We start from the raw sequence: 14,017 nt of genomic DNA on the forward strand, positions 1-14,017 counted from the left end.
TTTTTACATATCAGGTACGGTCAATTTTATCAGGTGATAATTGACAAGAAGCTTGGAATCATCTCACCCTCATAGTAGAATAATATTAATATTGAATGCTTATCATACAATGACCTTCTATTTTATCTAACCGGAAGGAAATATATTGTCCGTCTCTTACGAAAGGAACGGCTGCTTCTCCCGGAACCAAGGCAACGGCTGCCGGCTGCTTATTACCTGTATATATTTTAAATTCCACACCATACAGGGGGATAACATCTTCTACCGTACAGATATCCTCAGATCGTTTTTCTGTAATGTAATGAAGGATATGAAGAATATCCCGTTTCTCTTGTTCCTGATGATTTAAGGCTGTTATCATAGTAGAGGGTCCGTTATGGCTCACTAATTTATGTTCCAGGCATAACGCAACCGCATCCTTTAGCATTAGCTTGCACCATTTGGCGGCATTTTTCCGGTACAGTTTAAAGATGGGATGTGCAAAATAAATCACATTTCCATTTCGGATCACTTCCGGATATCCAACCTTCCCGGAAGAAGGTGCATGCTGGTGAGAGCAGAAGGTTTTTCCGGAACGGTCGAAATAAGGTTCTATTTTATCCATTAAAACCTCCCCGCCGTTTGCCTCCACGTTATGACCTCTTAAGTACATGACGTACTCTTCTTTATATAAATCTTTTCCAATGATCTGATTCGGCATCACAAATTCCCTGTAATACGGGGATTCCTCTTTCCATGTAATACCGTATATATTATCTTTGCTGTATTTATTAAGGCAGGAATCATAAGAACCGATTACTTTACCGCCATTGGCAATATAGTTCTTCATCACTTTTTCCAGCTCTTCATTGTAATAAATACAATCCGGTAAAATAATTAACTGATAGGAATCCATGGGCGTCTTGCTGTCAATCACATCAAACTGATAAGAAAGCTCCTGAAGCATTCGAACCGCTCCAATTAAAGAAGGAGAAATCCCCAGGTTATATTCTCCCTCAGGATAGAATTCTTCCGGTGTAAGGATTGCGATCTCCGCAACCGGCTTTACCTCCCTGCAGTAAGGTTCTTTTTCCCTGACACTCTTATATACCTTTCCAATCAGGTCATAAGCTCCTTCTGATAACCGGCCTCTTGGATGAAGCTGGTCTCCGATGGAACAGCCTGCCCCCATTGCCAGCATGTGAAAACATTCCAGCTCTAAGGCCGCCTGATTCTTCAGGGAATGGAAATCCCCCCAGTAGGTATGGAATTTTCCGGTCATTCCTATCATGTCCTTTCCCAGGGTTCGTGCATATCGGCTGGTAGCGGGAAAATGGTCATAGCCCCAGCCTCCGCTTGGTAAGGATTCCAATTCCAGATGGCTGTACTCCTTAAAATTATCCTTAGATGCCGGCCCTACATGGGAGCTGTTATAGAAAACAGAGGCCTCAGGAACTCTCTCTTTAATAACCGTTGTAATTTCTGTTTTAAATTCCTCTAACATTTGCAGAGAATATTTTAATCTTACTGCCTTTTTTCTGCTGTCCAGACGAAGTTCCTCCATTTTCTTTTTACAATGGTCACAGCAGCAATCTACCTGAAATAAAATATCCATAAAGAATCCGTCAATGTTCTCCACTCCCACCACATCCATGATATCATGGAGATGCTCTATAAAGAATTTACGATAACCGCTGCTTAAACAAATTGTATGATAAAAATGAGGTTCTTCCACATTCTGGGTATTGATATAATTCCCCTGCTCGTCTACAGAGAGCCATTCCGGATGTTCCCGCATAATGCGGCCGTCCCATTGTACCGTGGTATAAATCGGCACTTTGATTCCCCTGTCATGACAGGCCTTTATCTGATCTAATAACAGATTATGATTGGTAAGGCCGGGATGGATGAGGTCTGGGTGTTTTCTGGATGGATAATACAGCCAGCCATGATGACATCTTGCAAAGCAGGTAATGGAATCCACATTGGCTTTTTCAAGTCTCTTGGCAAATTCCTCCCCATTAAAATCTGTACCAACCTCTGGTATGTATTCACTGGTGTGAAAATCCAGATGAACCTGTCTGAATCTTAAATCGCTCATTGCTTATCCTCCTGATCTGAACATTGTTTATTCTTTTACAGCCCCTGCTGCCAGTCCGCCCTCTACTTTTTCCTGGAATAACAGGTAAAGAATCAGTGGCAATGCAACCGTAATTACGATAGCTGCCATTAATGGACCGTAATCACTTCCTCTTTCACCGTTAAAATTCAGCAGCCCCAGGGAAATAGGCTTCAATTTTTTATCGTTGATAAACAACAGCGGGAATAAAATATTATTCCAAGCCGATAAGAAATTAAAGATTGATATAGTAGATAATGCAGGAATACAAAGCGGGAGTATCACCAGCCTGTATACCTGGAAATACGTTGCGCCATCGATTACTGCCGCTTCCTCCAAAGAGCGATTGACGCCTTTCATGAAATTAGTCATCACAAGAATACTAAAAGGAAGACTAAAGGATACGTAGATTAGAATCAGGGCCAGTATATTGTTTTTTAAGTTCAAGGCTCCAATAATATAGGCAACAGGCACCAATACCGTATGCATGGGGACCATCATTCCTACGGTAAAGAATAAAAGCAGAAACTTATTCCCTTTAAAATCGAACCTGGATAAAACATATGCCGCCATGGATGCCATAATTGCCAATATAATAACAGTAGCGCCGGCCTGCAGGATACTGTTGATAAAATACCGGCTCATATTGGCTTCTTTCCAGGCTACGATATAATTGATAAACTGCGGTACCTTGGGCAGCGCAAATGGGTCTGAAAAGATTTCAAGTTTTGTTTTCACAGAGGATAATAAGGTAAAAACCATCGGCATGGCAAATACCACTGTCATTACCAGCAGATAAAAGTACATGATGATTTTACCAAGCTTGCTCTTTGATTCTGTTTTTTTCATAGCTCTCCTCCCTTAATCGTGTTTACGGGACATGATAAAATTACTTCCTAATGTTCCTGCCAGGCAGGCAATCAGAATAATAATGCCAATTGCGCTTCCAAGTCCATAATGGCTGTATTTAAATGCCTCATTGTACATTAATGTTGTAGGAAGATTCGTCAGACCGTTTGGACCTCCGCCGGTCATTGCAAATACCAGATCAAAAACTTTTACAGAACCGATAATATCCATCAAAATGCACATGGAAATTGTGGACTTTAGCATAGGAACCGTAATCTCAAGAAACTTATGAACGGAAGTAGCTCCGTCAATGGAGGCTGCTTCATATAGCTCATCAGAAATTGTCGTAAGGCCGGCAAGGAGAATGACCATATAATAGCCGATACCAGCCCATATATTAACAAATACAATGGTATTCATTGCGGTTGCAGGATCCACCAGCCAGGGAACCACCCGGTCGGCCAGACCGATGTTCTTTAACAACGCATTCAGGGAACCGGTAGGCATGAATACAAAGTACCACATCAAACCCACGGAAGTTAACGGAAAAACCGTAGGTACAAAAAAGAGAGCTTTAAATGCCCGGTATCCTTTACATCTTGTATTAATTGCAACCGCCGTTAATAAAGCAATGGGCGTATGGAATAATACGCTGAAGAATACCATTTTCACCATATTTTTAATGGAAAGTAAAAAGTCCGCATTATGAAACGCATCGATATAATTTTTAAGTCCAACAAATTTAAGAGCCGCACCCGAGATACCATTCCACTCAACCAGTGAAAAGTAAAATGCCAGAATTAATGGTACAATTTGAAATAATAGATATACGATCAATGCCGGCAGCAAAAACAGTGCTATGTATATTTTCACTTTCCTGTTTTTTAATGTTATCAATGAAATTCCTCCTTATAATGAAAAGGAATTTCACAATTCATTTGAATTATGAAATTCCAGGTCATTTATTTTGCATTATCAATCTCAGCCTGGATTACTGCTGCCGCATCCTGGGCAGAGGCCCCTGTAAATAAGCTTACAATTGAATTTCTTGTTCTATCCTGCATGGAAGTCAAAGGATCAAAGTCGAATACGTCTACGCCGATTCCTTCCGACGTTCCTCCAATCTCTACATTCTGGATAAATAAGTCGGTACATTTTGACTTATCCAAGTCCAGATCGGTTCTTGGAATTAAGAAAGCTGCCTCTTCTGCAAATCTCTTAGCTGCTTCTTTACCGGTCAGCATTTTTAATAATTCAATCGTCAAGTCTAATTCTTTTCCTTCTAATTTACCGCTTACCATGTAAGGACTCAGGATCTGCATATCCTGATTTTTAAATTCAGGTTTTTCTTCAAAATAGGGAAACTTCGCGACTTTAATATTATCTGACACAGGAGTGGCTGATTTATCTGTAAACGTACTGATGTTCCAAGGTCCGGTAATCACCATTGCAGCTTCCCCCTGCTGAAATTGAGTTAAAGCAATATTATCTGTGATACCTGCAGCACTTGGATCAAAGGCACCTGCATCGATTAAATCTTTTTCAAACTGTAATGTCTTTACGACACCCTCATCCGTCCACTTCATCTCTCTGTTTCCTAATAATTTTGCTGCTTCTGTTCCCATCCATTTATAGAAGATCTGGTCATGTAAATGACCTGCCATATAGGTTGACTGTGCTCCCATAGCGATTGGGATAATTCCGTTTTCTTTTAACTTAGCAATTGCGTCTAACAGCTGTTCCCAGGTCTCGGGGAATTTTTCAATTCCTGCTTTCTTAAAAAGCATTTCATTATAATAAACGCCGATCAGGCCAGATTCCATTGGAATTGCATAGGTGCCTTCATGTCCCGGTACCTGATAATAGGAAAGGGAGCCCTCCGTAAATCCACCGCTCCATTCTTTATCTGCATCAAGATATGGCTGAAGATTTAATAATAAGCCATTATCGATATAGTCGGAAAGATTTGCAACCCCCTGGATTCGGAAGATGTTAGCCATGGTTCCGGAAGCAATATCAGTCGTCAGGATATTATTAAATGCCGATTCATCACCCTGGGAGTCGTCAATGATGGTCACTTCCGGATGTTTACTTTTAAATTCATTGATGATATCGTTATAAATACCTACCTGAGTTGAGGTTCCTGCCATTCTTGTTAAGAGTCTGATTGTTACCTTTTCATCACCAGACTCCTTGCTTACGCTGTCTGTTTTAGACCCGCAGGCTGTCAGCATAGAAAGACTCAGTACGCCTGCTAATGTTAAAGCCATTACCTTTTTTATTTTCATAAATTTGTTTCCTCCTTTTTATTTCATATTTCCATCCCTCTTCACGATCCCATTATAGAAAAATATCACTATACAATGAATGGTCATTTTATAGTTTTTATGTATATTTTACATACCACTTTGTAAAATCCACCGTTTAATAGTTCAAGTACACAAATTCAATATGGACACAGCCAATAAAATGTACTAATATTACTGTTATATTTAAGTCTTCCATGAAATCAAAACACGCTTTGCATACAGAAGGGGAACCATATGAAGGCTCAAAAAATAACTTCTATTAATTCGAGATTTTTCCGGTCTATGTTTCAGACGCTGCTGTTATTCATTATAATATTATTGATTAGTACTTCTGTCGTATTTTATAAACATACTCTGGCATTAGAGACTAATTCTGCTGTCCGGCAGCTGGATTATATTTCCAGTCAGTTGGATTATTATCTCGCATCTGTTAATAATTATTCCAAAACCATTATAACGGATAAGAGTGTACAGGCCATTGTATCTAAATTTAATAACAATAACAAGGAGTTTAATGCCATTGACCAGATGAATCTGAAAACCGAGATCAATCATATCATCCAGTCCACTCCCTTTATTCATTCTGTCAGCATCTACTCACCGGAATATGCGCTGATTGCTACCACAGAAATATATCCCTATCCGTTAAATCTTCGGGATACTTCTGCTTCAGACCGGAAGATCTGGATACCAGAGATAAAATACTCCAATAAGGAGCGCGACGCGGAGATACATGTCCTGTCTCTCATGCTGCCGTTTTACAGCAGCTCCACAGGTACCATGCTTGGGTATGTGGAAATCGCCATTCCTGAAAGTACTATTTCAGATATCTATAAGGATAATGCAAGCAGCTTCAGCAGGCTTTTTATTGTAGACTCCGATGGCAATGTACAAAGCTCAGACGGCTCCGTTCCATTAATGAGGCGCTATGAGAATGTAAAGAAGCTAAACTACATCAACAGGAGCAATTACAAACTGACTAAGAACACGATTATTTTTTCTGAACATTTTCCTGAGCTGAACTGGTATCTGGTCAACGAAATCAATCTGCTCTATTTTTTACAGCCAACCTTTACCACCTTGGGAATATCCATTATTATGGCCCTGCTCTGTATTATTGCCTGTCTTAATGTCTCCCGTAAAGTATCCCGTACAATTACCTCTCCGATCTACCAGCTGATCTCTCATACCCAGAAGGTAAAGGAGGGGGAATGGATTCCAGTCAATGAATCCTATCATGATAGTGATATCGGACTTCTGTTCGAGGAATTCAACAGCATGATAATTGCCCAGAAAAAGTTAAAGAATGATTTACTGAATTCAGAAAAAATAAAGAATAAAATTTCCCTGGATCTGCTTCAGCAGCAGGTTAACCCGCATTTTTTATATAATACACTGGACAATATCTGTTCTCTTGCAGAAATAGATGAAAAGGAGACTCTCATTGACCTGGTCATGAATCTTTCTGCGTTTTACCGTCATGGCCTAAGCAACGGTCATACCCACATTACGGTTAAGGAAGAACTGGCCATAACCGAAGCATATTTAAGAATCATGAAAGTAAGATACTATAACCGGTTCGACTTTCATATCACCTGTGATTCCAGAATATCAGGCTATCCCTGTCTCAAGCTCTTATTACAGCCCATTGTGGAAAACAGTATCTATCACGGAATCAAAGAGCTGAATGGAAAAGGGCAATTAGATATTCTCGTAACTGAAACTCCTGATTCCATTTTATTCACCATCCGGGATAACGGAATTGGAATCCGGGAAGAGAATTATGAAAGCATATGGACTACAGGTAATACTCATTTTGGTATTAAAAATATTCACCAGAGAATCCAACTCTATTACGGCAGCGAATATGGGCTTACCATTGCCAATCACCCTCAGGGCGGCTGTATCTCTACCATAACCATTGGAAAAAAGGAGGTGTCCACTGATGCCACTTAATATTATAATTGCAGATGACGAATACTTTATCAGACAACGAATTATCAAAATCATTCCGCGGGAAGAACTGGCCATTCATTTTATAGGGGAGGCCGAAAACGGGCTAGAGGTTCTTGAGTTATTAAATCAGCATCCCATTGACCTTATCCTGCTGGATATTAAAATGCCCCGTATGAATGGAATTGAAGTAGCGGAATCTGTATACCGCAATTACCCTTCCACCAAAATTATTCTATTATCTGGTTATAATGACTTTGAATATGCACGTTCCGCGATGCGGTTCGGAGTTATGGATTATCTGTTAAAGCCTGTAGACGCTTCTACCTTAACCGCTGTTTTAAAGGATACCAAAGAAAAAATAGAATTGTTAAAAAAACAACAGAAACAAATTCAAAAGTATTATCATTTTGAAAAATGCACGTTTCTTTCCAATGTATTAAATGGTTGTCAAAGCATTGAACAGTTAACTGCCAGATATCCTGAGGTATCAGCTTATGATTACACCCTTTATTTAGGTGCTTTTATCTATGAAGAAAATGAAGATTTTATATCAGAACTGGTAGCAAAGATCCGCCGTCATGGACTAGACTGTGAATATTTTAAGGAACTGGATTATGCCTATACCATACAGTTTTTCCTTCACAAGAAAGAGGAACGGCAGCAGTTAAAAGAAGTTTTGGAAAATGATATGCCAAAATGCCGCTCCTACACATTTTTAGCTCTGGGAGACTGTATCCCATTGAAAGAATCCTGGCTGCCTGATTATAAAAAAAATCTTTACGCCCTTAACCACCGGTATTTTAATCCTGAATCAAAGCTTATCCTGACAGAAGAACTTACCTGGGAAAATAGATCCGCTGATTTATCAAAGGTAAGGCAAACGATTCTATATTATTTAAACAGCAAGGATTCAAAGGGGCTGGAAGCTTATATCAAAGACCTGTTTCAGCCGTTGGAAGAAACGCACGATGTGAAATACCTATACTTAATCGTTACGGAATTTTTTACCACTTATCATATCCATTATGGCGGCCAGGTTGAATTCAGCCACAATCCGGCAGAATCTGCCTCCCAGATCATTGATGAAGAATATCGGCTGGGCCAGGTTAAAAGTACCATTCTTTCATATGGGCGGTTATGCATGACTGAAAGTGAAACCATCCCTTCCGACCTCTCTTTAAGCAAAAAAATCATTGCTTATATTGATAAACATTATTCCGATCCAGAATTAACCGTAACCCGGCTCGCGAACTTATTTCAATTAAATCCTTCCTATATGGGCAGTGTCTTTAAAAAAGTAAATAATGAATCCCTGCTTCAGTATATCACCATAATACGTATGGAAGCTTCTAAGAGATTATTGGAATCCAATCAATATAAGATATCGGACATTGCGGAGCTGGTAGGATATACAGATGCTTTTTATTACAGCAAACGTTTTAAAAAAATGTTTGGTTATTCTCCGAAGGATCATTTGCATCGTAAAAAATAAAATAATAATCAGATCCTGCCGAAAGAAGAACAATCAAGTTAACAAAGTCAAAACGCCTGACGAACGCAAGGTTTCGTCAGGCGTTATATCGTTGTGAATCCGCACCTCAAAAGGTATGGCGGTTACGCTTCCAGCTTTTTCTTTAACAATAAATTTTTCCCGGATATCCCCGGCTCTGTCATTTGTACCGGATCTAATATATGGTCCAGTTCTTCTTCCCCTATAAGCTTCTCCTGCAGAATCAGAGTTCTTACGGGTTTGCCGCTTAACATGGCTTTCTTAGCAATATCTGCCGCCTTTTGGTACCCAACATGGGGGCAAATCGCTGTGATGATCCCAATACTGTTATCTACCAGGAAACGGCATCTTGCTTCGTTCGCCGTAATGCCGGATACACAGTTATCTACAAATGTTTGTACAGCATAGGCAAGAGTGTCAATAGACTGGAACATGCAATAAAAAATGATAGGTTCAAATGCATTTAATTCCAATTGTCCTGCCTCTACGGCCATGGTGATGGTTACATCATTCCCAATGATATTAAAGGCAACCTGGTTTACAACTTCAGGAATCACCGGATTTACTTTTCCCGGCATGATGGAGGAGCCATTCTGCTTCGCAGGAAGGTCGATTTCATGAAAGCCTGTTCTTGGTCCGGAAGACATCAGGCGAAGATCATTGGCTATTTTAGACAATGTCACCGCGCAGGCCTTGACAGCACCTGATACGGCAACAAAAGAATCAAGATTTTGTGTCGCATCTATCAGATCTGCCGCCTGCACTAATTCCATATTTGACACCTTCGCTAAATTAGGCACAATACGTTTCAAATAATTTACATCAGCATTGATTCCTGTCCCTATGGCTGTTCCTCCCATATTCAACGTACACATTTCTTCCATGGCTTTGTCCATGCGGCGGAGGTCACGCATAATTGCTGTGGAATAAGCCTTAAATTCCTGACCTAACCGAATGGGGACTGCATCCTGCATCTGGGTGCGCCCCATCTTCAGGACATGGTCAAATTCATCAGCTTTTTCACAAAATGCCTGATGCAGCCGGAGAAGTTCTATTTTCAGTTTTTTAAGAAGCCTTAAAGAAGTCATTTTCCCGGCACTGGGAATGACATCATTTGTGGACTGTCCACAGTTTACATGATCATTGGGATTTACAATGGAATAATCGCCTTTTTGTCCGCCAAGAAGCTCAATCGCACGGTTTGCTATCACTTCGTTGGCATTCATATTCAGAGAAGTTCCTGCTCCGCCCTGAATCGGATCAACGATGAAGTCTTTGCGGAATTGTCCAGCCAGAATTTCATCACATGCCTGAATAATCGCTTCTGCAGTTTTTCTGTCCAGAAGACCTATCTCAAGGTTCGTTATAGCTGCTGCTTTCTTTATGTAAGCAAGGCTGTTAATGATTTCAGGATGGATGTTGAGACCAGTGATATGAAAGTTTTCTGCCGCACGCATTGATTGTACACCGTAATACACATTCCCCGGTACATCTTTCATTCCTATGGAATCCTTTTCGACTCTGTAATCTATGTTATTTACGCTATCCAATGACTAATCCTCCGTAATCGGTAAAATACCGTTTTGTATTGTATTTATTATAAAATCTATTTATAATATAATCAAATACGTATATTTCTATAATTGGTATAACTTCAAAGTTATATCTTGAAGCAGAGGAGGTTTACAGTGTTTAAAGGGATGGATTATGTATACTTGGTATACAAAGAACAAAGTTTTTCCAAAGCTGCAAAAAAGCTTTTTATATCGCAGCCTTCGCTGAGCGCTACAATAAAAAGAATCGAGCTTAAAATTGGATATCCGATTTTTGATAGAAGTACAAAGCCTTTGACTTTAACCGAATGCGGAAAAAAATATATTAAATCCGTGGAGGAAATGCTCTTTATTGAAAGTGAGTTTTACAATTTTGTAAATGACTGGGGAGATTTAAAAATTGGAGAGCTGATCTTAGGAGGAAGCAGTCTTTTTTCTTCATGGGTACTGCCCCCTTTAATGGGCGAATTTACAAAACGTTTTCCAATGGTTAAGGTAGAGCTGATTGAAGAGAGCACAGCAGAGTTGGCATCGTATCTTCAGAACGGCAGAATTGATTTGATGATTGATAATTGTTCTCTGGACAAGGGAATATTTGATAACAGTATATACAAGGAAGAACATTTGCTTCTGGCTGTACCGAAAACCTTTGAAATTAATCGAAAAGCAGAGCAGTACCAGGTTCCGGTGCAGCTGATTCTTGACGGCTCCTTTTTGGAAGAAAAGATTAAGCCAGTACCGCTGAAACTATTTGAAAAGGAACCATTTATCATGCTGAAACCAGAGAACGACACAAGGAAGCGCGCGATGGAAATTCTGCAGGAGCGTGACATTACTCCAGATATAGTATTTGAGCTTGACCAACAGCTTACTTCTTACAATATAACTTGTTCGGGAATGGGAATATCCTTTATCAGTGACACTCTGATCGCACAGGTTCTCTCCCATCCGAATGTTGTTTATTATAAGATCGAAAGTAATTTTTGCCGTCGGAACCTATATTTCTATTGGAAGACGGGGAGACGTTTCACCCGGGCAATGGAGGAGTTTTTGAAGATTGCGGGGAGTAGTCAAAAAATGAATGAAAGGGCATCCTATTAATTTAGTTTTTTCTTATTTTAGACAACAAAAAACCTTGTACTCCATAACAGTGTACAAGGTTTTTCTCATCATGCCGGCGACCGGAATCGAACCGGTACGGGAGGTAAGTCCCGCAGGATTTTAAGTCCTGTGCGTCTGCCTGTTCCGCCACGCCGGCATTCTCATATACCGTTTTTGTTCTTTACAACGGTACGGACTGGGTGGAGAAGGATTCGAACCTTCGAAGTCGTCGACAACAGATTTACAGTCTGCCCCCTTTGGCCGCTCGGGAACCCACCCATGCTCTTTTATTAAGCAAGCGAGTGTTATTTTATCACAGGGACATTAAAAAATCAAGGTTTTTTTAGAAAAATAAAATTTCTATTCCCGTTCAGCTACCAGCAAAACAGAGCTTGTTCCCGGCATGGAGACAAGCACCTGACCGTCTTTCACCTCATAAGGAATTTTACCTACATTATACCCGTTTTCATAGGTCAGCATGTACCGGGACATGATTTCCCCGTCCTCCATTCCCAACTGCCATACAGGGATCCCGATCTGCCGTTCTTCCGGAAGATTGTTGACCGCCACGGCGCAAATGCTGTCCTTTAAGAAACGCCCATAAGAAATAAGGTGTCTCCCGGCCAGAAGCTGTTTTAAGGACCCAAGGCGCAATGCCGGTATGCTGTGATGAAGTCCGGTCATATACCGGTGAAACTCGATCAGTTCTAAATCCTCCCGGCCCCAGGGATAGGTTCTCCGGTTATCCGGATCCGTCCACCCGCAGACACCCGCCTCGTCTCCGTAATAAATTGTGGGAGCGCCGGGCCAGGTCATCTGGATCATAACCGCTTCCCTGAAAATTCCATTGTTAATACCCTGAGAGGCTGCTTCCGGGCCCAGAGTGGAAGTCCGTCCCACCCGGCCGTTGGTTCTGGTCATAAAACGGGAATGATCATGATTTGACAGCTCATTCATGGCCACCTGTATGGATCCTGTCATCATGCGGCTCATATGGTAATTCATGGACTTAAAGAAACTTTCCCCATCTCCGAACAGATTGGGGTTTCTTTCGTCGCTGTGCTTTTCCATGCCTGTCAAAAACCAGGTTACAGGCTCCATGAAAGCATCATAGTTCATGACCGTATCCCACTGGTCCCCCTGGAGCCAGCTGGACGGGTCCCCGTAATGCTCAGCAAGCACAATAGCCTCCGGATTGGCCTCCTTTACCGCCTTGCGGAAGTCTCTCCAGAACTTATGGTTGTATTCGCTGCTGTGTCCTAAATCTGCCGCAACATCAAGCCGCCATCCATCTACATTGTAGGGTGGCGATACCCACTTTCTGGCGATCTGCAGGATATACTCATACAAAGTCCTGGAGTCCTCATAATTCAGCTTTGGAAGGGTTGCATGGCCCCACCAGCCGTCGTAGGAACCATTATAAGGCCAGGCTTCTTCGTCGTAAAATTTAAAAAACGTCCGGTATGGGCTGTCCTTTGACACATAGGCTCCCGGCTCGTACGTTCCGGACATCTCATAGAGCCGTTCTCCATCCAGCCATTTATTAAAAGAACCGCAATGATTAAATACCCCATCCAGGATGACCCTCATCCCTCGTTTGTGCACCTCTTTAACAAACCGGGCGAAAAATTCATTGCTGGCTTCTAAATTCTCTTTATCTGTAGTACGGATCATGTATTTTTCAGCGAGCCGGTTATCCACTGCATCAGCCCCTACCGGTTGCCCTCCATCCTTAACGATCAGGCCGTAATGGGGATCAATGTAATCATAATCCTGGCAGTCATACTTATGATTGGATGGTGATACAAAAATGGGATTAAAATAGATTACATCAACACCAAGACTCTTTAAATAATCCAGCCTATCCCATACTCCCTGTAAATCGCCGCCGTAAAAATACCCCACATCCATCTGGTTGGGATATTTCCCCCAGTCCTGTACCTTGGATACCGGATGGCCAATATATACGTACTCTCCGTCTGCCACATCATTGGTCACATCACCGTTGCAGAACCGGTCTACGTAAATCTGATACATGACGGCTCCTTTGGCCCAGTCAGGGGTGGAAAAACCGGGTACGATGCGAAAGCAAAATCCTTCCGGATTATCCCCGGAAACACCCAGCCGGTTATAGCAGCAGACTTCTCTGCCCTTATACACTTTAAAGCTGTAGCTGATTTTCTCTTCTCCTGCCGTCAATCTATGTTTATAATAATCGAACCGGCCGTCGGACTCTGCCTTTTCCATGACCGTCTCTCCGCTTAACCCCTCCTGGATATAACAGACCTGGTCCACATTGTCCTTTGCCGTCCGGAAAATCAGAATCACATCATCTCCCACACGGGGCTCTGCCGGGAATCGGAAACTTTCTGTCTCATCAGTAAATAATGCATCTCTATTTAACGCCTCAGCCTGGAAGCACATATGATTTTCATTTCCTTTCTCGTCATCTATACATTCTATTTTATCCGATTGAATCAAAATATACAACCCTGCCTTTTTAAGTTAAAAGCAGAAAAAACGGCCAGCGGGGCAGCTGACCGTTTTTCGGAGAAGGTATTTCGTTTCTTATGGGGTGTAGCAAAAACTATATAATGTATTGGGGGGGTTTACGATTATTACTATAACACGACTGAGAAAA

Annotated in this window: 9 protein-coding genes and 2 tRNA genes; 3 read left to right on the forward strand and 8 right to left on the reverse strand. The window is 41.3% G+C overall.

All coding sequences use genetic code 11. The features are described 5' to 3' along the window. Nucleotides 1–85: 85 nt before the first annotated feature. From BMX69_RS18565 to BMX69_RS18580, 4 genes are all read right to left on the reverse strand, one after another. Complete coding sequence (locus BMX69_RS18565) at nucleotides 86–2,080, reverse strand: alpha-amylase family protein (RefSeq protein ID WP_100043183.1); 1,995 nt, start codon at nucleotides 2,078–2,080, stop codon at nucleotides 86–88. 27 nt (nucleotides 2,081–2,107) lie between these two features. Further along, nucleotides 2,108–2,947 (reverse strand): carbohydrate ABC transporter permease, encoded by an 840-nt coding sequence (locus tag BMX69_RS18570; protein ID WP_100043184.1) that lies wholly within the window; start codon nucleotides 2,945–2,947, stop codon nucleotides 2,108–2,110. A gap of 12 nt (nucleotides 2,948–2,959) precedes the next feature. Continuing rightward, nucleotides 2,960–3,844: a carbohydrate ABC transporter permease gene (locus BMX69_RS18575; RefSeq protein ID WP_100043185.1), complete on the reverse strand. Its 885-nt coding sequence runs from the start codon at nucleotides 3,842–3,844 to the stop codon at nucleotides 2,960–2,962. Between the two features lie 65 nt (nucleotides 3,845–3,909). Continuing rightward, on the reverse strand, nucleotides 3,910–5,235 hold the full coding sequence (locus BMX69_RS18580; protein WP_054790448.1) for an ABC transporter substrate-binding protein: 1,326 nt from the start codon (nucleotides 5,233–5,235) through the stop codon (nucleotides 3,910–3,912). Nucleotides 5,236–5,490: 255 nt separating this feature from the next. Between BMX69_RS18580 and BMX69_RS18585 the strand changes: the two genes are divergently transcribed. Together BMX69_RS18585 and BMX69_RS18590 are read left to right on the forward strand one after the other, a co-directional pair. Next, a complete protein-coding gene (locus BMX69_RS18585) occupies nucleotides 5,491–7,212 on the forward strand; it encodes a sensor histidine kinase (protein WP_100043186.1) in 1,722 nt (573 codons plus the stop codon). After that, nucleotides 7,202–8,704, forward strand: coding sequence for a response regulator transcription factor (locus BMX69_RS18590; RefSeq protein ID WP_100043187.1), 1,503 nt, complete (start codon nucleotides 7,202–7,204; stop codon nucleotides 8,702–8,704). The genes BMX69_RS18585 and BMX69_RS18590 overlap by 11 nt, the downstream gene beginning before the upstream one ends. A gap of 122 nt (nucleotides 8,705–8,826) precedes the next feature. Here BMX69_RS18590 and BMX69_RS18595 read toward each other — a convergent pair whose 3' ends face one another. Continuing rightward, nucleotides 8,827–10,272 carry an aspartate ammonia-lyase gene (locus tag BMX69_RS18595; protein ID WP_278280692.1) on the reverse strand — a complete coding sequence of 482 codons (1,446 nt, stop codon included), beginning with the start codon at nucleotides 10,270–10,272 and terminating at the stop codon, nucleotides 8,827–8,829. 138 nt (nucleotides 10,273–10,410) lie between these two features. On the opposite strand from BMX69_RS18595, the gene BMX69_RS18600 reads away from it, so the two are divergent. Continuing rightward, the gene (locus tag BMX69_RS18600) at nucleotides 10,411–11,376 is read left to right on the forward strand and encodes a LysR family transcriptional regulator (protein WP_100043188.1); all 966 of its coding nucleotides are present in this window, start codon (nucleotides 10,411–10,413) and stop codon (nucleotides 11,374–11,376) included. A gap of 71 nt (nucleotides 11,377–11,447) precedes the next feature. Here BMX69_RS18600 and BMX69_RS18605 read toward each other — a convergent pair. The 3 genes from BMX69_RS18605 to BMX69_RS18615 form a co-directional block, all read right to left on the reverse strand. Continuing rightward, nucleotides 11,448–11,533: transfer RNA gene (locus BMX69_RS18605), tRNA-Leu, on the reverse strand. Nucleotides 11,534–11,573: 40 nt separating this feature from the next. Further along, nucleotides 11,574–11,655, reverse strand: a tRNA-Tyr gene (locus BMX69_RS18610). Between the two features lie 81 nt (nucleotides 11,656–11,736). Further along, nucleotides 11,737–13,800, reverse strand: a complete 2,064-nt coding sequence (locus tag BMX69_RS18615; protein WP_100043189.1) for a glycoside hydrolase family 13 protein — start codon at nucleotides 13,798–13,800, stop codon at nucleotides 11,737–11,739. Between the last annotated feature and the right edge of the window lie 217 nt (nucleotides 13,801–14,017).

The sequence above is a fragment of the Lacrimispora sphenoides JCM 1415 genome, from assembly GCF_900105615.1.
Lineage (GTDB): Bacteria > Bacillota > Clostridia > Lachnospirales > Lachnospiraceae > Lacrimispora > Lacrimispora sphenoides.

What these genes read in the sequence shown, in the direction of transcription:
- BMX69_RS18565 (WP_100043183.1), bottom strand. Translation starts at nt 2,080, where the DNA reads ATGAGCGATTTAAGATTCAGACAGGTTCATCTGGATTTTCACACCAGT.
- BMX69_RS18570 (WP_100043184.1), bottom strand. Translation starts at nt 2,947, where the DNA reads ATGAAAAAAACAGAATCAAAGAGCAAGCTTGGTAAAATCATCATGTAC.
- BMX69_RS18580 (WP_054790448.1), bottom strand. Translation starts at nt 5,235, where the DNA reads ATGAAAATAAAAAAGGTAATGGCTTTAACATTAGCAGGCGTACTGAGT.
- BMX69_RS18585 (WP_100043186.1), top strand. Translation starts at nt 5,491, where the DNA reads ATGAAGGCTCAAAAAATAACTTCTATTAATTCGAGATTTTTCCGGTCT.
- BMX69_RS18590 (WP_100043187.1), top strand. Translation starts at nt 7,202, where the DNA reads ATGCCACTTAATATTATAATTGCAGATGACGAATACTTTATCAGACAA.
- BMX69_RS18615 (WP_100043189.1), bottom strand. Translation starts at nt 13,800, where the DNA reads ATGTGCTTCCAGGCTGAGGCGTTAAATAGAGATGCATTATTTACTGAT.